Source organism: Stenotrophomonas sp. I18B00994, assembly GCF_014145825.1.
In the GTDB taxonomy this organism is placed as follows: Bacteria; Pseudomonadota; Gammaproteobacteria; order Xanthomonadales; family Xanthomonadaceae; genus Stenotrophomonas; species Stenotrophomonas maltophilia.
Window position 1 is genome coordinate 1 of record NZ_JACIUW010000023.1, and the last position, 18,671, is coordinate 18,671.

Genomic DNA, 18,671 nt, shown 5'->3' on the forward strand with positions numbered 1-18,671 from the left:
TCGCGCCGTCCATCTGGGCGGCACCGGTGATCATGTTCTTGACGTAGTCGGCGTGGCCCGGGCAGTCAACGTGGGCGTAGTGACGGATCGGGGATTCGTATTCGACGTGCGCGGTCGAGATCGTGATACCACGAGCCTTTTCTTCCGGAGCGGCGTCGATCGAGGAGTAGTCCTTGAACTCGCCACCGAAGCGCTCGGCACCGATCTTGGTCAGTGCGGCGGTCAGCGTGGTCTTGCCGTGGTCGACGTGACCGATGGTGCCGACGTTGACGTGCGGCTTGGTGCGCTCGAACTTACCCTTGGCCATGGCTGCTTATCTCGAATTCGTCTGAGAGGTGATGCTTAAGATGGTGCTCACGAAAGGAATCGAACCTTCGACCTCTTCCTTACCAAGGAAGTGCTCTACCGACTGAGCTACGTGAGCCGAGTTTTGCATTATGACATGAACTCGATAATATTCAAAGTTCATTCAATGGAGCGGGAGACGGGAATCGAACCCGCACCATCAGCTTGGAAGGCTGAGGTTCTACCATTGAACTACTCCCGCGCCGGGAATGTCACAACGTGAAACTGGTGGAGGGAGGTGGATTCGAACCACCGAAGGCGTAAGCCAGCAGATTTACAGTCTGCCCCCGTTGGCCGCTTGGGTATCCCTCCTTACCACCCCATCCCGTTGCCGCCGAAGCGTTGCGGTGCGTGGTGGTGAGCCGCTTATTCTGCTGATGGGACGGGGGGCTGTCAACGCTTTTTTCCATTTTTTTCACACGCTGTCGCAAACCCATTGATACGCAAGGTTATTGCCCGGGAAGCGGCAGGGTCTCGTTGGCGAAAATTGCGACATGAGGGACGCCGTCGCCGCCGATCCAGCCCCGATACATGCCCTGGGTGTTGAACGGCGTGGCCATTTTTCCGTCTGCGCCGAGCACGATCGCACCGCCGTCGCCGCCCATCTGCGGAATCGTCTCGTTGATCACGCCCTTGCCGGCCTGCTCCGGGCTCTGCCCCTGGTAGCGCATGCGCGCACAGATCTCGTGCGCGGCCGCAGTGCGGATGTAGTACTCGCCCCACCCGGTGCCGGACACCGCGCAGCGTGCGTCGGCCCAGGTGCCGGCACCGATGATCGGCGAGTCACCGACCCGGCCGTAACGCTTGTTGGTCATGCCCCCGGTGGAGGTGCCGGCGGCCAGATGCCCCTGCGCGTCCAATGCGACCGCACCAACGGTACCGAAGTGCTTTGCAGTCTCCAGGTCGGCATGCGCCTGGCCGCTGGCCTCTTCCTTCAGCGCGCGCTGCAGCTGCTGCCAGCGCTTCTCTGTACGGAAGTAGGAGGGATCGACCAGAGGAATGCCCTGCTCGGCCGCGAAGGCTTCGGCGCCCTGCCCGACCATCATCACGTGGCGGGATTTCTGCATCACGGTCTGCGCCAGCAGGATCGGGTTGCGCACCCGCTGCACGCCCGCCACCGCGCCCGCCGCCTGGTTCGCGCCATCCATGACCGCCGCATCCAGCTCGTTGCGGCCGTCATGGGTGAACACTGCGCCCTTGCCGGCGTTGAAGGTGGGATCGTCCTCCAGCACTGTGATCGCGGCGGTGACTGCGGCCAGCGCGGGGCGCCCCGCCGCCAGTTCCGCATGACCCTTCAGCAGTGCCGCCCGCAGCGCGTCACGTGCGGCCTTTTCCTCGGCCGGCGACAGGTCCTTGCGCTCGACGCCGGCGCCGCCGTGGATGACCAGCAGCGGTGAAGTGGCCGGTGCGGCCTGGGCAAGCATGGGCAGGGACAGCAGCATAGACAGCGCCAGGCGCAGTTTCATCGGATACGTCTCCAGCAGTAACGGGGAATGGATTGCAGGGTAGTGCCGGCCGCTGGCCGGCGAGGGGCGCATCAGGAAAGGTGGGTTGCCGGCGAGCGGCCGGCACTACCGAAGCGTGAACTCAAGCTCGCCATCGCTGACGTCGGCCACGGCCTGATAGTCGGCCTCGGCCTGGACGTCATCCAGGCGCATGCGGCTGCCGCTGGCGACCACCGTTACCGGCACCGCGCGGAAGCGCAGCGGCTCGCCCTCGACCAGGCGGTCGGCATCGCGACCGGGGCTGACCACCCAGACCTTGCCCTCGCCATCAGCGCTGTAGACCTGCGCCTGGCCATCGGGCTCCACGCACAGGGCGGTGTCCTCGTCGACGCCGATGCCGACGATGTCGGGGTCGCCACTGTCCTGTGCGGCGCGCGCCACGAACACGATCAGGCGACCGAGCCGGTCGCGCTTGTCGAAGTGCGTGTCGGTGACTACGCGCTGCAGGTAGGGCATCTGCAGGAAGCCGCTGTCCATGGTCACCGCGCTGCCCATCGGGTCCGCCAGGGCACCGGCAGAGGTGATGCTGCCACCGTCCATCGCGCCGTAGGCATAGCCACCGAGGATGGCGAGCCCCGCACTGGTACCGGCAATCGGCTTGCCAGCGCGCACGTGGGCGTTCAGCGCGCGGTTGAGCGCAGTGCCCTTCCAGAAGCGGATGTAGCGCGATTGGTCACCACCGGCAATGAAGATGGCATCAGCTGCGGCAACCACGCGCAGCACGGCCGGATCGTCGGCGCCGCGGCGGCTGTCGAAGACCAGCGTCTGCACTGCGGTGGTACCGCCGATCTCGCGGTACAGGCGGTCCTGCAGCTCATCACTGCCAGAAGCGCGCAGGATCAGCACGCGGCCATTGCCAGCCTGCTTCAGCCACCAGTGGAAAGCCTCCGGCACCCATTCGCCACCGCCCATCAGCATCATGGCCGGTGCGCGCGGGCCGGGCCGGGGCGCGTCGAGATCGCCGGCTTCGTAGTAGGCGAAGCCCGGGCCCTGCAGGTCCTGCGCAAGGGCGACCAACGGCACGGCCAAGACCAGCAGCGCCAGCCAGGCGAAGGGGGCACGCAGGGTCCGATGGAGGCGTCGCATCTTGATCTCCCTGAACAAAATCGACTTGCAAGCGTTTCCACTCTTTGCCAGATAGGGACCCAGTAGTCAAGGACATGAAAAAGGCGTTAAATGCGCGCGCCCGTTCCGGAAATCTGAATGGGGGACAGGGCCCCTCCTCTGCGGGCCGGCTTCATTTCCGAGAATTCCTCATGCGTAGAAAGGCGATGGCGTGGTCGATCCAGCTGGCGTTGATGGGCGTGGCTGCTTCCGCGGCGGCCCAGGCACCGGCTTCCTCCTCGGTTCAACAACTGGATGCGGTGCAGGTCACCGGTTCGCGCATTCCGCGCGCCCAGGTGGAAGGCCCCGCCCCGATCACGGTGATCAACGCCGAACAGATCCGCTCCAGCGGCTTCACCAGCGTGCCGGACGTGTTGCGTGCAATGACCCAGAACGGCGGTGAGACCCAGAGCCAGCAGTCTTCCAGCGGCGCCGACTTCTCGCCGGGCGCCCAGCAGGTGGACCTGCGCGGCCTGGGCCCGAACCACACGCTGGTCCTGGTCAATGGCCGCCGCATCGCCGACTTCCCGATGCCGTTCAAGGGCCGCAGCAACTTCACCGATGTCTCCAACATCCCGCTGGGGATGATCGAGCGCATCGAAGTGCTGACCGGCAGCGCCTCGGCCATCTACGGCTCGGACGCGATCGCCGGCGTGGTCAACTTCATCCTGAAGAAGAAGGCCGACGGCACCACGATCGACATGCGCATGGGCACCACCAGCGAAGGCGGTGGCGAGTCGTTCGACATGAGCCTGGCCAGCGGCTTCAGCCGCGGCAACTTCAACGCCGTGTACAGCGTCGAGCTGCAGTCGCAGACCCCGCTGTGGGCCTATGAGCGCGACATCCAGGATTCGACCCAGGACGGCCCCACCGAGGGCTCTCGCATCGCCCGCCGCGCTTACCTGCGTACGGACTACAACGACGACTACCTGGATCCGGGCGCGGCCACCTGCGAAGCGCTGGCCGGGCAGAACCAGGGCAGCACCTACCGCGCCTACCGCCCGCGCTACGGTTACTACTGCGGCAGCGACGGCTCGATCGGCTACGGCACCATCCTCAGCAAGCGCCGCGGCGCCAATGGCTACGCCTCGCTGAGCTACGACTTCGACAACGGCCAGCAATGGTTCGCCGATGTGCAGCTGGGCTACCACACGATGTCGCTGATGCGCGACGTCACCAAGTGGGGCCGCATGGACGCCAATGGCGATGAGTCGGGCTATTTCAACAACCAGGCCACCGGCGAGATCGAGTTCTGGCAGCGCCAGTTCTCACCCGAGGAAATGGGGGGCCTGCGCAATGCGATGGTACGCAGCACGCAGAAGACCTTCAGCGTGACCACCGGCTTCAAAGGCAATCTGGCCGGCAACTGGGACTACGAAGCGGCGCTGAGCCATTCTCAGTACCAGTCGCGGATCAGCTGGGCGCAGATCATCGCCGCCAAGGCCAATGACCTGTTCCTTGGCCCGCAGCTGGGCGTGGACGACGACGGTTTCCCGATCTACAACGCGGACCCGTCGCGGCTGTACCGGCCGCTGACCCGCGCCGAGTACGATTCGATTGCCGCACGCACTACCTATTCGCCGAAGTCGCGCACCGAGACGGCTGCATTCACGCTGACCAATTCCGCGCTGTTCGGCCTGCCAGGCGGTGATGCCGGGTTCGCCGCGACCGTGGAAGTGGGCCAGCAGGCCTATGCACTGAATCCCGATCCGCTGGCCACCCAGTACTACTACTACAGCTGGAAGGATTCGGACGGCCAGGGCTCGCGCAACCGCTGGGCGACCGCCGCCGAGCTGCGCATGCCGCTGCACGAGACGGTCAACCTGAGCGTGGCCGGCCGCTACGACCAGTACCGCTATTCCGGCCACACCATCGGCAAGGCGACCTGGAGCGGCGGTCTGGAATGGCGCCCGATCGACACGCTGCTGGTACGCGGTTCGTATGGCACCGCGTTCCGCGCGCCGGACCTGCACTACGTGTTCGCCGGACCGGGCAACGACGAGACCACCGCCGAAGACCTGTACAGCTGCCGCGCCGATGGCGCTAGCGACTGTTCCGACTACGAGCGCAACCTGATCCGCAGCCGCACCGGCAACCGCCAGCTCGACCCGGAAACCAGCACCTCGTGGAGTGCAGGCTTCGTCTGGTCGCCGGCGATCGGCCTGGACCTGTCGGTGGACTGGTTCGACATCGACATGCGCAAGCAGGTGCAGGACATGGATGTGCGCACCCTCCTGGCCAACGAAGCGAACTGCCGGCTCGGCAGTGCCGACATCAATTCGCCGACCTGCGTGGACGCGCTCGACCGCATCACCCGTACCAGCGACGGCCGCCTGTACGGCGTGCGCGTGGCGCCGATCAACGTCGCCCGCGAGTCGACCTCCGGCATCGACGTCGGCCTGCGCTACCGCCTGCAGACCGGTATCGGCGACTTCATCCTCAATGGCACCCACACCTGGGTGAAGAAGCACGATTTCCAGCGCTACCCCGGCGATCCGACCCTGGACCAGTTCGCGGTCAACAGCGGATTCGACATCCCGCGCACCAAGACCAGCCTGAGCGTGACCTGGGAGAAGGACGCGTGGGCGGCCACGGTCTACGGTTCGCGCCTGGGCAAGCTGCCGACCTCGGACAACTACGACCAGTCGTTCGACTGGGAAAGCGGTGACAGCCCCTACGTGAAGGCGACCTACCGCTACAACGCCTCGGTGCAGTATCGCTTCGACGACCATTCGCGCCTGTCGCTGTCGGTGGTCAACGTGTTCAACAAGATGCCGCCGAAGGATGCCACCTACACCGCGTATCCGTACTACGACGTGTCCTGGTTCGACAGCGTCGGCCGCACCATCAACCTGCAGTACACCCACAAGTTCGGTGGCAGCGCGCTGTAAGGCACACCGTATTGCAGAACGTGGACAACAAGGCCCGCCACTGGCGGGCCTTGTTGTCCATGCACACTGCACCCGGTAGATGCCCACCTTGGTGGGCATTCGTTGCAGCGCACCCGCCCTGGGTTTTCCACACCGCACGTGGAAAGCGATGGGGGTTTGGTGTGGACAAGTCCCTGCGAGCCACGCATTGCAATGGTTTCGAAGGGTGGCAATTTTTTGTCCAGACAGAATCCGGGTTTTCCACATGCGCCGTGGAAAGCGATGGGAACTAGGTGTGGACAAGTAGGTGGGAGTGTTGCCACGCAAGCGTTTCGAAGCACGGCGAAAATTTGTCCGCGCTGCGCGGGCAATCCCTGCAGAGCCGAGCCGACGCTCGGCTCCTGCTGGCATCAGCCGAGCATGGGCTCGGCTCTGCAGCGATACGCAGGGTTTTCCACACCCGACGTGGAAAGCGATGGGAGTTTGCTGTGGACAAGTACCGGCGAACATCACACCGCAAGCGTTTCGCAGCGTGGTGTTTTTTTGTCCATCGCTGGAAACGCGAACGCCCCGCACTGGGCGGGGCGTCCGGGGTCGATCCGATGCCGCTGGATCAGACGTTGAAGCGGAAGTGCAGGATGTCGCCTTCCTGCACGCGGTATTCCTTGCCTTCCAGGCGCAGGCGACCGGCTTCCTTGGCGCCGGCTTCGCCCTTGTACTTGATGAAGTCGTCATACGCGATCGTTTCGGCGCGGATGAAGCCCTTCTCGAAGTCGGTGTGGATGACGGCGGCAGCCTGCGGGGCGGTGGCGCCCTTGCGTACGGTCCACGCGCGGACTTCCTTCACGCCGGCAGTGAAATAGGTCTGCAGGCCGAGCAGGCTGTAGGCCGCGTTGATCACGCGGTTCAGGCCCGGCTCGCTCAGGCCCAGATCGGCCAGGAAGGTGTCGCGGTCTTCGTCGTCAAGCTGTGACAGCTCTTCCTCGATCGCGGCCGACACCGGCACCACCTGCGCGCCCTCGGCGGCGGCGTGCGCGCGCACGGCTTCCAGGTGCGGGTTGTTCTCGAAGCCGTCTTCCAGCACGTTGGCGATGTACATCACCGGCTTCAGGGTCAGCAGGAACAGGTCGCGCACCAGCGCCTTCTCTTCCTCGTCCAGGCCGACCGAGCGACCGGCCTTGCCGTCCGACAGCGCAGCCTGCAGCTTGGCCAGCACCGGCTTGCGCGCCGCTGCGTCCTTGTCGCCGCCCTTGGCCGCACGCTCGGCACGGTTCAGCGCCTTCTCGACACTGTCCAGGTCAGCCAGCGCCAGCTCGGTGTCGATGGTTTCGATGTCAGAGATCGGATCGACCTTGCCAGCCACGTGCACGATGTCGCCGTGCTCGAAGCAGCGCACCACGTGGGTGATCGCGTCGACTTCGCGGATGTGCGCCAGGAACTTGTTGCCCAGGCCTTCACCGCTGGCGGCACCGGCCACCAGGCCGGCGATGTCGACGAACTCGACCGCGGTCGGGATGACCTTCTGCGGATTGATGATGCCCGCCAGCTCGTTCAGGCGCGGGTCCGGCACCGGCACGATGCCGACGTTCGGCTCGATGGTGCAGAACGGGAAGTTCGCCGCGGCGATACCCGCCTTGGTCAGCGCATTGAACAGGGTCGACTTACCGACGTTGGGCAGGCCGACGATGCCGCATTTGATACCCATGGGTGACAGCTCTCTGGGGTGAAAGTGATTGGGGAAACAGCGGCCTGGGCGCTGCTTTTCCAATCATTCTCCGTACCGACCAACGGTCGGTACCTACCGGATTGGATGGTTCCACACCGACCAACGGTCGGTACCTACAGCTTATTTCGGGGTGTGCAGCCGCTTCATCGCTTCGCTGAAATCGCCCTGTACCGCCAGCGGCATCACGTCGACCGCATCGTCGATGGCGCGTGCGATCAGCACGTCGTCCTCCTTGGACGGGCGCCCCAGCACCCAACCCACTACGCGGTCCTTGTGGCCGGGATGGCCGATGCCCACGCGCAGGCGATGGAACTTGCCGTGGCCGAGCAGGCGGATGGTGTCGCGCAGGCCGTTCTGGCCGCCGTGGCCACCGTCGAACTTCAGCCGCGCCACGCCGGGCGCCAGGTCCAGTTCGTCGTGTGTGAGCAGGGTTTCTTCCGGTTCGATCTTCCAGAACCGCTGTGCGGCGGTGACCGACTTGCCGCTGAGGTTCATGAAGGTGGCGGGCTTGAGCAGCCACACCGTCTGCCCGGCGATCTCGACCTTGGCGGTCTCGCCGAACAGCTTGCTGTCCACATTCCATCGCGCACCGGCTTTTTCCGCCAGGGCCTCAACGAAATGAAACCCGGCATTGTGCCGGGTCCGGGCGTGTTCAGATCCGGGGTTGCCCAGACCGACGATCAGTCGCAGTCCTGCCATGGTTCCTTCCAGTACGGTGCCTGCCCGGAGGCAGGCACCGTAACGGTATTACTCGGCGGCAGCCGCTTCTTCGTCAGCCGCGTCGGCCTTGCCGGCCTTGGCGGTGACGATGGCGTCGTCGTGGTCCTTGCCCAGCGCCAGCGCCGGGATTTCCACGCCCTTCGGCAGCTTGATGTCGGACAGGTACACCACGTCACCGGCCTTCAGCTCGCCCAGGTCGACTTCGATCGACTCCGGCAGGTCCTTCGGCAGGCAGGTGATGGTCACTTCCTTCAGTTCGTGGGTGACCACGACGTCGGCAGCCTTGCCGGCCGGCGAGGTGTCTTCGTTGACGAAGTGCAGCGGGACCGAAGCGGTCAGGGCTTCGTTCTCGTTCACGCGCTGGAAGTCCAGGTGCATGATCAGCTGCTTGTACGGGTGGCGCTGCATGTCACGCAGCAGGACCTTCTGCACCTGGCCATCCAGGTTCAGGTCCAGGATCGAGGCATAGAACCACTCGTTCTGCTGGGCCAGCCAGATTTCGTTGTGGTCCAGGCTGATGGCGACCGGCTCGGCGTTGCCGCCGTACACGATGGCCGGGATCACACCGGCGTGACGCAGGCGGCGGCTCGCACCCTTACGCTGCAGTTCACGCTTGGTGACCTTGATTTCATGGGTCTTCGACATTTTCGACTACTCAGGTTGTTGCCGCGCCCTGCGGCGTGGCGGTTGAAGATGCTTCCGCGACCAGAAGCATCCGGGTATGCCCCCGCCGTTGCCGGCAGGGGCGAAAAAATCAGTCGACGTACAGCGAGCTGACCGACTCGCCGAAGGCGATGCGGCGCATCGTTTCGGCCAGCATTTCCGCCACGCTCAGCTGGCGGATCTTGCTGCACACCCGCGCCGCGTCCTTCAGCGGGATGGTGTCGGTCACCACCAGCTCGTCGAGCTGGGAATTGGTGATGTTGTCCACCGCCGGGCCCGACAGCACCGCGTGGGTGCAGTAGGCGGCGACCTTGAGCGCACCGCGCGCCTTCAGGGCAGCGGCAGCGGCGCACAGGGTGCCGGCGGTGTCGACGATGTCATCGACCATCACGCAGGTCTTGCCTTCGACGTCACCGATGATGTTCATCACGGTGGAGACGTTGGCGCGCGGGCGGCGCTTGTCGATGATCGCCAGGTCGGCGTCATCCAGGCGCTTGGCCACGGCACGGGCGCGGACCACGCCGCCCACGTCCGGCGACACGACGATCAGGTTCTCGGTGCCGTAGGCGCGCCAGATGTCGGCCAGCAGCAGCGGGGACGCATACACGTTGTCCACCGGAATATCGAAGAAGCCCTGGATCTGGTCGGCGTGCAGGTCGACGGTCAGCACGCGATCAGCGCCAGCGGTGCTGAACATCTTCGCCGCCAGCTTGGCGGTGATCGGCACGCGCGAGGAACGCATGCGGCGATCCTGCCGCGAGTAGCCGAAGTACGGCACCACGGCGGTCACGCTGGCCACCGATGCGCGCTTGAGCGCGTCGATCAGCACCAGCAGTTCCATCAGGTTTTCCGCGCTCGGCGCGCAGGTCGGCTGGATCACGAACACGTCCTGCTTGCGGACGTTCTCTTCGATCTCCACCTGCACTTCACCATCGGAGAAGTGCGAGACCAGCGCCTTGCCCGGGCGAACCCCCAGTTCCTTGCAGATGTTCTGCGCCAGACGTTTGTTGGCGTTGCCGGAAAAGACCAGCAGGTTCGGGGACTCTTGCATCATGATTGTCTCGGGCGGGGACGAGTGGCGGGGATCCGGAGTCGGCAAGGACCCCGATGGACCCTTGCTGCTGACAACACCGCGGTTGTTTCCACGTCCCGCGCGGGCGATGCGCTGGAAGGCGCGGACACAGCCGCTATTGGCAGGGGCGGTAGGATTCGAACCTACGAATGCCAGGATCAAAACCTGGTGCCTTGGGCCTCTTGGCGACGCCCCTGCATTGATAAATCAGTGTTGCTCGAGTGCATCCAGCAGTGGCGAACGCGCAACGCCCGCTGCCACCCTTGCCCGCAACTCCTTCGGCAACTTCGACCGTCCCTGCTCTGCGGCAGACTGCGATGCGAACTCGACGAAACAACCACTTCCCGAACCGGTCAGCCGCGCCGTGCCGATATTGCTCAACGCGGCGAACGCTGCCTCGACGGCAGGCTCACGGCGGCGCAGCACCGGTTCGAACGCGTTCCCGACCAGGGTCCCGGAAGCGAAGTCCTCTATTTTCGCCACTGGGCTGCCGCGCGTCAAATCCGGGTCTGCGAACAGAGCCGGGGTGGGAACATGAACACCCGGTTCAACCACCACATACCAGGCCGGCTCCAGCACGATCGGCTGCAGGCGCTCACCCACCCCTTCGGCCCAGGCATTGCGCCCGCGCACGAACACCGGCACGTCAGCGCCCAGGCGCAGGCCCAGCGCAGCAAGCGCGTCCTCATCCAGACCGGCACGCCAGAGCCGGTTCAGCACCACCAGTACGGTAGCCGCGTCGGACGAACCGCCGCCAAAGCCACCGCCTGCAGGAACGTGTTTTTCGACGATGATGTCTGCGCCTTGCACGATATTGGCCACATCTTTCAGAAGCCGCGCGGCGCGGACCGCCAAGTCATCCGCCTCGGCCACGCCAGCCAGCCCCTCGCCCTGCCGGCGCACCTGGCCGTCTTCACGCAGGCGCAGACCGATGCGATCGCCCCAGTCCAGCAGGCGGAACACGGTCTGCAGCTCGTGGTAGCCATCGGCACGGCGGCCGTTGATGTGCAGGAACAGGTTCAGCTTGGCCGGGGCCGGCCACCAGGACCAGCCCCTATCATCGCGCCCGGCACTCATGGGGTGCCCTGCCCCCATTGGTCGACCAGCAGGCGCACCTTGGCGTCGCCATTGCCGGCCTCGATCCGGCGCGGCAGCGCCGGGCGCCCGGCCTCGGCCGGGTACCAGTCCAGGTACTGCACCTGCCAGCCCATCTGCTGCATGCGACGCGGCCGGCCTTCACCATCACGCTCGACCTTCTCCGGACCGGCCGCATCACCGGCCACCAGGCCACGGATCCACGCCGGCAGCTGGTTGACCGGGATGTCCCAGCCGGTCGCCTCCAGCAGCAGTTGCTGGGCGTCTTCGCCGTCACGCGGCCCGCCGGCCAGTCCTTCCAGGCGACCGGCTTCGGAATGGGTATCGCCGGTCAGCTTCCAGCTCTGTCGGGTCACCGGCGCGCTCAGCTCAACCACATAGCGGCGTCCTTCCTGCTTCCAGTCGATGCGTCCGCTGCCGCCGTCCTTGCCCTTGCTGACCGCGACCCGGCCCTGGAAAGTCCAGTCCGGCTGTGCCTGCAGCGCGGCCACGCGCGCCGCCTCGGCCTGCGCCGCCTCGGCCGAAACAACCTCGACCACCGCCGGCGCCGGGGTCTTCTGCGTGCCCACGCTGGTACAGGCGGTCAACGCCAGGGCCGCAGTTGCCAACAGCAGCGGCCGGATCAGGGAAACACTCATGGATTGAATTTCTCGCGGGCGCGCAGCAGCGCGCGGTTTTCGGGGTCGAGCTTGGCCGCTTCGTCGAAGAAATGGCGGGCCTCGTCATGCTTGCCCAGCACCCACAACACTTCGCCGACATGGGCGGCGATCTCGGGGTCCTTGGCCAGGGTCCAGGCACGGCGCAGCTGCACCAATGCTTCTTCCTTGCGGCCCAGGCGGTACAGCACCCAGCCATAGCTGTCGACGATGGCAGCGTTGTCCGGTTCGGCTACGCGGGCGCGGTCGATCAGCTCCAGCGCTTCCTGCAGGCGACCGGTGCGATCGGCCAGGGTGTAACCCAGCGCGTTCAATGCCGGCACGTTCTCCGGGTCGGTCACCAGGATCTTGCGCAGGTCGGCCTCGGCGCGCGGGATCTCGTCGCGGCGTTCCCAGGTGAGCGCACGGGCGTACAGCAGGCCGTTGTCATCCGGGTAGGCGGCCAGGCCGCGGGCCAGCGCATCCAGCTCCCCGGCACTGTCGTCAGCACGCTGGCGCAGTTCGGCCTCCAGCAGGTAGGCATCGCGGCGCACATCGTCGTCGACCACCGCATCGGACTGGATCGCGTGCACTTCATCCAATGCCTGCGGCAGGCGCCCGGCCAGGGCCTGGGCGTTGGCCGCGCGCAGGCGCGCCTCGCTCAGTTCATCGCCACCGGGCACGCTGTGGTACCACTGCACCGCCTCGGGATAACGCTTCAGGTATTCGGCGATCTTGCCCAGCAGCAGGCGCTGCGCCGGGTCCGGCTTGGCCGCCTGCCGCGACAGTTCGTTGTAGAGGTTGGACAGCGCCGCCTTGTCGCCCTGCTTGGCCAGCAGCGAGGCGCGCATGCCCCAGGTCTGCACGTCCTGCGGGCCGAACGCGAGCACGCGCTCGGCGGCGGACGGCTGGCCGAGGCTGTCGTAGGCGATGGCCACTGCATTGCGCAGTTCCGGGTCCTGTCGGGTCTTCGGCTCCACATCGTGCAGCAGCGACAGCGCCTTGCCGGTCTCCCCGGCCTGCTGCAGCTGGCTGGCGCGCAGCAGCGCCACACGCGGTTCCTCGGGGAAGCGCTTGACCACTTCATCGATCATGCGCCGCGCCAGCTCGGGCTTGTCCATGCGCAGGGCAAGGCGTCCGAACTCCTGCCACGCCTCGATCTTCGGCGGAATGGCGTTGGCGTCGACCAGCTCGCCCAGCACCTGCGCCGGCACTGCCGGGTCACGGCCGCCGCCGATCAGGGCGGCCAGGGCGAACTTCCAGCCACGTTCATCCGGGTCGGCCAGCAAGGCCTGCAGATCGCCACGCGCTGCCTTCACATCGCCCTGGCGCATGGCCAGCGCGGCAGCGGCACTGCGCATGGTCAACGAGCTGGGCGCGCGCTGCTGCCACAGGGCCAGGCCCTTGGCGGCGCTGGAGTCATCGTTGGCGAGCATGGAAATGCGGGTCGCGCGCTCGGCCAGGCCGGCGTCGCCGTCGGTCTGCTGGGCGGCCTGCAGGTACCAGCGGGCCGCCTCGGCCAGCTTGCCGGCCTGCAGCGCGAACTCACCGGCCATCACCGGTTCCAGCGCCAGTTCCTCAGTGGCCGGGGCCCGTACGGGGGCCTTGGCCGGCACCGCCGCCAGGGCCTGGCTGCAGGCCAGGGACAGCAGCAGAACACTGGGGATGCGAATCAATGCGGGCATCGTCGGCATCGGGGCCTTAAAATATCGTCCAATGGCCAGCAGCTTATCGCAAGCAACTGAACAATGACCCTGTGGGTGCTCGGACTGAATCACCAGACCGCACCGGTGGAGCTGCGCGAGCGCGCGGCCTTCGCCGGTGAGGCGTTGCCGCGCGCGCTCGGTTCGCTGCGCGACACTCCGCAGATCGCCGAGGCGGTGCTGCTGTCCACCTGCAACCGCACCGAGCTGTATGCCGTGGCCGATTCGGCACAGGCACTGGACCAGTGGCTGCAGGCCCAGGCCGGCGACCTGCAGGGCTACCTGTACCAGCATGCCGATGCAGAAGCCGTACGCCACCTGTTCCGGGTCGCCACCGGCCTGGACTCGATGGTGCTGGGCGAACCGCAGATCCTCGGCCAGGTGAAGGACGCATGGTCGACCGCGCGTGACCACGGCCTGCTCGGCCAGCGCCTGGACCGCCTGTTCCAGCAGACCTTCTCGGTGGCCAAGCGTGCGCGCACCGATACCCAGGTCGGCGCCAACCCGGTATCGGTGGCGTCGGCGGCGGTGCGCCTGGCGCAGAACGCGTTCGCGCGGCTGGACGATTCCACCGTGCTGCTGGTCGGTGCCGGCGAGACCATCGAACTGGCTGCACGGCACCTGAGCGAAGGCAAGGTACGCCGGCTGCTGATCGCCAACCGCACCCTCGCCCACGCGCAGGAACTCGCCAGCCGCCATGGTGGCGTAGCCCTGCCGCTGACCGAACTGGACCGCCACCTGGGCGAGGCCGACGTGGTGTTCTCGGCCACCGCTGCGCGCGAACCGGTGATCCACCGCGAGATGGTGGCCAAGGCCCTGCGCGCGCGCCGGCACAAGCCGATGCTGCTGTTCGACCTGGCCGTGCCGCGTGACATCGAGGCGGAGGTCGGCACGCTCAACGACGCCTTCCTCTACACCGTCGACGACCTGGAGCGCGCGGTGGAAGACAACCGCCGCGGACGCCGCGAGGCGGCCGCCGAGGCCGAGGCGATCATCGACCTTCAGGTATCGCGTTTTATCGAGACCCAGCAGGCCAGCGCCCACCAGGCGCCGCTACGACAGCTGCGTGCGTTCGGCGAGGCCACCCGCACTGAACTGCTGGAACGCGCGCGCCAGCAGCTGGCCAACGGCAAGCCGGCCGACGAAGTGCTGGAACTGCTGGCCCACGGCCTGACCAATCGATTGCTGCATCCTCCTACCGCTGCCCTGCGCGCTGCCGCACTGAGCGGCGATGCCGACCTGACCCGCGCCGCCGAGCGCCTGTTCCCGGCTACGCCGGGTTACCGCCACCCACCCGTGAGACCCGATGACGCCGACCCTGCGCCGTAAGCTGGAAGCGCTGGCCGAGCGCCGCGAAGAACTGGAACGCCTGCTCGCCGAACCCGACGTGGTCGCCGACAACACCCGTTTCCGCGACCTTTCGCGCGAATTCGCCCAACTTGAACCGGTTGCCACTGCACTGGCCGATGAAGCACGTGCCAAGGCCGATCTGGCCGCCGCCGAAGGCATGCGCGCCGACCCCGACCTGCGCGAGCTGGCCGACGAGGAAATCGCCGCCGCGCAGGCGCGCCTGCTGGAACTGGAGCAGGAGCTGGCGTTGCTGCTGGTACCGCGCGACCCGCGCGACGAAGGCAACCTGTTCCTGGAAGTGCGCGCGGGTACCGGCGGCGATGAAGCGGCGATCTTTGCCGGCGACCTGTTCCGCATGTACGCCCGCTATGCCGAGCGCCAGGGCTGGAAGGTCGAGATCGAATCGGACAATCCCGGCGAGCACGGTGGCTACAAGGAAGTGGTGGCACGGGTGGTCGGCCGTGGTGCGTTCTCGCGCCTGAAGTTCGAATCGGGCACGCACCGAGTGCAGCGCGTGCCGGCCACCGAATCGCAGGGCCGCATCCATACCTCGGCGGCCACCGTGGCGATCATCCCGGAGGCCGACGAAGTCGATGACATCGTCATCAACCCGGCCGACCTGAAGGTGGATACGTTCCGCTCCTCCGGCGCCGGTGGCCAGCACGTCAACAAGACCGAGTCGGCGATCCGCATCACCCACGTACCGACCGGCGTGGTGGTGGAATGCCAGACCGAACGCAGCCAGCACGCCAACCGCGACAAGGCGATGAAGCGCCTGAAAGCGCAGCTGCTCGACGCCGAGCGCCAACGCCAGGACGCGGCCCAGGCCGAGTCGAGGCGCCTGCAGGTCGGCAGTGGTGATCGCAGCCAGCGCATCCGCACCTACAACTTCCCGCAGGGGCGCATCACCGATCACCGCGTGGAGGGTCTGACCCTGTACGACCTGCCCAACATCCTGGCCGGCGACCTCGATCCGCTGCTGCAGCGGCTCAGCCACGAACACCAGGTCGACGCCCTGGCCCAGCTGTCGGCAGGCTGAGCACGATGTCGGCCTGGCAGCAGCGACAGCAACTGCAGCAAGCGATCGCCCGCCAGCCCGACGACTTCGTCGCCTGGGTGATGCTGGCCGACGTGGAACTGGAAGCCGGCGACATCGCTGCCGGCGAACAGGCCGCGCGACGTGCGCTGCAGCTGCGCCCGAATCACCCCGAAGCGCTGGCACGGCTGGGCCGCGTGGCGTGGATGGCCGGTGCACATGGCGATGCGGCCAAGCTGCTCGGCCAGGCCTCGGCATTGGCACCGCAGCATCCCGGCATTGCGCTGTGGCTGGGCCATGCACTGGAAGATGCCGATGATGCCGAAGGCGCGTCGGCGGCCTATCGACGCGCGCATGGGCTGATGCCGGCCGAGCCGTACATCGCCGCCCAGCGCCTGGCCTGGCAGCGTCGCCTGTGCGATTGGCAGGACCTGGACACGCTGGCGGCACAGGTGCGCGCCGCCGTTGCCAGCGGCCAGGGCGTGGTCGAGCCGTTCGCCTTCCTCAGCGAGGACGCCAGCGCTGCCGAACAGTTGGCCTGCGCGCACACCCGTGCGCTGGCCGTGGCTGCCTCGGTGCGGCCATTGCCGCCGGCAACGGTGTGCCCGCACGGCCCGCTGCGCGTCGGCTTCCTCTCCAATGGGTTCGGCGCACATCCGACCGGATTGCTGACCGTGGCGCTGTTCGAGCAGCTGCGTCGCGACCCCGCACTGCAACTGCATCTGTTCGCACTGAACCGCGACGACGGCAGCCGCATTCGCCAGCGCCTGCAGGCAGCGGCGCAGCTGCATGATGTGGCTGGCCTGCGACACACCGATACCGCCGCACGCATCCGCGCACAGGGCATCGACCTGCTGTTCGACCTGCGCGGCTGGGGCGGTGGCGGCACGCCGGAAGTGTTGGCGATGCGCCCTGCCCCGCTGCAATTGAACTGGCTGGCCTATCCGGGCACGTCGGGGGCGCCGTGGATGGACGCGCTGGTCGGCGATGCCTTCGCCCTGCCGCCGGCACTGGAGCCGTGCTACAGCGAACGCGTGCTGCGCCTGCCACGAGCCTTCCAGCCGTCAGACAATACGCGCGTGCTGGAGCCTGCGCCGACCCGTGCGGACTGCGGCCTGCCCGCGCAGGGCGTGGTGTTCTGCTGTTTCAACAACAGCTACAAGCTCAACCCGCGCAGCATGGGCCGTGCCTTCGCAGTGCTGCAGGCAGTGCCCGGCAGCGTACTGTGGCTGCTGTCCGGACCGGGCCAGGCCGACGCCCGCCTGCGCACTGCCGCGCAGGCTGCCGGCCTGGACCCGGCGCGCCTGGTGTTCATGGCCAAGCTGCCGCATCCGCAGTACCTGGCCCGTTACCCGCTGGCCGACCTGTTCCTCGACACGCATCCGTACAACGCGCACACCACCGCGTCCGACGCACTATGGGCCGGCTGCCCGGTGCTGACCTGCCCGGGTGACACCTTCGCCGCGCGCGTGGCCGGCAGCCTCAACCACCATCTGGGAATGGCACGGATGAATGTCGCCGACGATGCGGCGTTCATCACCACCGCCAGCACGCTGGGCAACGACCCTGCAGCACTGGCGGCGTTGCGCGCTGAACTGGCACAGGCGCGCGAGCGCAGCGGGCTGTTCGACATGGACGGGTTTGCCCGCGATCTGTCGACGTTGGTGCAGCAGCTGGCGCGCGAACACGGCTGGCTGGGAACAACCGAACCGACTGGGTAATGTCGGCTGGGTAATGTCGATTGGATGACGTCGACTGGGTAACGTCCATTGGATGACGTCGACTGGGTAGAGTCGACTGCTGGTCGACTGCCCTCGGCAGGAAGCCGAAAACCCCGCGCTGCGCGCGATAGTCGACTGACCGTCGACTCTACCCGGCGTCGACATCGCCTGGGCAGCCCCTGCGCTACGCTCGGGCTTCCTCCCCGCGTGGTGTGACGATGGCCAAGCTCAAGCGCAAGGACTACGACGAACTGCTGCTGCCGCTGCAGCTGGAACTGACCGCCATGGCGCGCTGGGTGCAGCACAGCGGACAGCGCCTGCTGGTGCTGTTCGAAGGCCGTGATACCGCAGGTAAAGGCGGCGCGATCCAGGCCATCAGCCAGCACCTCAACCCGCGCCAGTGCCGGGTGGTCGCGCTGCCCAAGCCCACCGACCGCGAAGCCACGCAGTGGTACTTCCAGCGCTACGCCTCGCACTTGCCCGCCGCCGGCGAGATCGTGCTGATGGACCGCAGCTGGTACAACCGCGCAGGCGTCGAACGGGTGATGGGCTACTGCAGCGAGACCGAGTACCAGCAGTTCCTGCGCCAGGCGCCAGTGTTCGAAGAGCTGCTGGTGGACGACGGCATCCTGCTGTTCAAGTACTGGCTGTGCGTGGACCAGGAGCAGCAGGAGAAGCGCTTCGCCGAGCGCCATCTCGATCCGCTGAAGGGCTGGAAGCTCTCCCCGGTGGACCTGAAATCCCGCAGCAAGTACAGCGCGTACACCGAGGCCCGCGAGGCGATGCTGCGCGCGACGCATCGGGAGGCGGCACCGTGGACGTTGGTGGATTTCAACGACCAGCGGCTGGGCCGGCTGACGCTGGTGCGCAACCTGCTGGACCGGCTGCCGGACACGCGCGTGGATGCGCCGTTGCCGGAGCTGCCGAAGCTGAAGGGCAAGCTGCATCGCGAGCACTACGATGTGCTGAAGCCGATCGAGGACTTCCCGGTCGAGGATTAGGGTGGGTCGGCAGGGCCTGCGGCCCTGCACCTGCAGGGGCCAGAGCAACGGCAACAGCAACAGCAACGGCGGGCTTCCTGAGGGATGGCGGGGCGGGTCCGGGTGCGGGGGGCGCTGCAAGTACG

At 66.8% G+C, this 18,671-nt stretch carries 15 protein-coding genes and 4 tRNA genes; 5 read left to right on the forward strand and 14 right to left on the reverse strand.

Translation table 11 applies throughout. The features are described from left to right. The 6 genes from H4O10_RS18835 to H4O10_RS18860 form a co-directional block, all read right to left on the reverse strand. Positions 1–307 (reverse strand): GTP-binding protein (locus H4O10_RS18835; protein ID WP_235304032.1); only part of this gene is annotated, 307 nt, incomplete at its 3' end. 41 nt (positions 308–348) lie between these two features. After that, positions 349–424, reverse strand: a tRNA-Thr gene (locus H4O10_RS18840). 49 nt (positions 425–473) lie between these two features. After that, positions 474–547, reverse strand: a tRNA-Gly gene (locus H4O10_RS18845). 24 nt (positions 548–571) lie between these two features. Beyond that, a tRNA-Tyr gene (locus tag H4O10_RS18850) sits at positions 572–657 on the reverse strand. A gap of 137 nt (positions 658–794) precedes the next feature. Continuing rightward, positions 795–1,811, reverse strand: a complete 1,017-nt coding sequence (locus H4O10_RS18855) for an isoaspartyl peptidase/L-asparaginase (RefSeq protein ID WP_049430290.1) — start codon at positions 1,809–1,811, stop codon at positions 795–797. Positions 1,812–1,916: 105 nt separating this feature from the next. Continuing rightward, positions 1,917–2,936 (reverse strand): cyanophycinase, encoded by a 1,020-nt coding sequence (locus tag H4O10_RS18860; protein ID WP_005408200.1) that lies wholly within the window; start codon positions 2,934–2,936, stop codon positions 1,917–1,919. Positions 2,937–3,106: 170 nt separating this feature from the next. Between H4O10_RS18860 and H4O10_RS18865 the strand changes: the two genes are divergently transcribed. Next, on the forward strand, positions 3,107–5,845 hold the full coding sequence (locus H4O10_RS18865) for a TonB-dependent receptor (protein ID WP_049454317.1): 2,739 nt from the start codon (positions 3,107–3,109) through the stop codon (positions 5,843–5,845). A 592-nt stretch (positions 5,846–6,437) separates the two neighbouring features. Here the strand turns inward: H4O10_RS18865 and ychF are convergent. The 8 genes from ychF to H4O10_RS18905 all read right to left on the reverse strand — a co-directional run bounded on the left by ychF (position 6,438) and on the right by H4O10_RS18905 (position 13,420). After that, positions 6,438–7,529 (reverse strand): redox-regulated ATPase YchF, encoded by a 1,092-nt coding sequence (gene ychF / locus H4O10_RS18870; protein WP_005408193.1) that lies wholly within the window; start codon positions 7,527–7,529, stop codon positions 6,438–6,440. A gap of 141 nt (positions 7,530–7,670) precedes the next feature. Continuing rightward, a complete protein-coding gene (pth, locus tag H4O10_RS18875; protein ID WP_049454315.1) occupies positions 7,671–8,249 on the reverse strand; it encodes an aminoacyl-tRNA hydrolase in 579 nt (192 codons plus the stop codon). A gap of 48 nt (positions 8,250–8,297) precedes the next feature. Then, a complete protein-coding gene (locus H4O10_RS18880; RefSeq protein WP_005415401.1) occupies positions 8,298–8,915 on the reverse strand; it encodes a 50S ribosomal protein L25/general stress protein Ctc in 618 nt (205 codons plus the stop codon). A gap of 109 nt (positions 8,916–9,024) precedes the next feature. Further along, positions 9,025–9,984 carry a ribose-phosphate diphosphokinase gene (locus H4O10_RS18885; protein WP_005415400.1) on the reverse strand — a complete coding sequence of 320 codons (960 nt, stop codon included), beginning with the start codon at positions 9,982–9,984 and terminating at the stop codon, positions 9,025–9,027. Between the two features lie 140 nt (positions 9,985–10,124). Next, positions 10,125–10,201 (reverse strand) — tRNA-Gln (locus tag H4O10_RS18890). 11 nt (positions 10,202–10,212) lie between these two features. After that, a complete protein-coding gene (gene ispE / locus H4O10_RS18895; RefSeq protein ID WP_033833051.1) occupies positions 10,213–11,082 on the reverse strand; it encodes a 4-(cytidine 5'-diphospho)-2-C-methyl-D-erythritol kinase in 870 nt (289 codons plus the stop codon). Continuing rightward, complete coding sequence (gene lolB, locus H4O10_RS18900) at positions 11,079–11,738, reverse strand: lipoprotein insertase outer membrane protein LolB (protein ID WP_033833052.1); 660 nt, start codon at positions 11,736–11,738, stop codon at positions 11,079–11,081. Before lolB ends, ispE begins: the two co-directional genes overlap by 4 nt. Next, on the reverse strand, positions 11,735–13,420 hold the full coding sequence (locus tag H4O10_RS18905; protein WP_172958434.1) for a tetratricopeptide repeat protein: 1,686 nt from the start codon (positions 13,418–13,420) through the stop codon (positions 11,735–11,737). The genes lolB and H4O10_RS18905 overlap by 4 nt, the downstream gene beginning before the upstream one ends. A gap of 63 nt (positions 13,421–13,483) precedes the next feature. On the opposite strand from H4O10_RS18905, the gene hemA reads away from it, so the two are divergent. The 4 genes from hemA to ppk2 all read left to right on the forward strand — a co-directional run bounded on the left by hemA (position 13,484) and on the right by ppk2 (position 18,546). Beyond that, a complete protein-coding gene (gene hemA / locus H4O10_RS18910) occupies positions 13,484–14,767 on the forward strand; it encodes a glutamyl-tRNA reductase (RefSeq protein WP_005408187.1) in 1,284 nt (427 codons plus the stop codon). Beyond that, positions 14,745–15,827, forward strand: coding sequence for a peptide chain release factor 1 (prfA, locus tag H4O10_RS18915; protein WP_024957328.1), 1,083 nt, complete (start codon positions 14,745–14,747; stop codon positions 15,825–15,827). The genes hemA and prfA overlap by 23 nt, the downstream gene beginning before the upstream one ends. A gap of 5 nt (positions 15,828–15,832) precedes the next feature. Beyond that, positions 15,833–17,545, forward strand: a complete 1,713-nt coding sequence (locus tag H4O10_RS18920) for a tetratricopeptide repeat protein (protein ID WP_049454311.1) — start codon at positions 15,833–15,835, stop codon at positions 17,543–17,545. 218 nt (positions 17,546–17,763) lie between these two features. After that, entirely contained in the window at positions 17,764–18,546 is a 783-nt protein-coding gene (gene ppk2, locus H4O10_RS18925; RefSeq protein WP_033833057.1) for a polyphosphate kinase 2, read from the forward strand. The last annotated feature ends 125 nt before the right edge of the window (positions 18,547–18,671 follow it).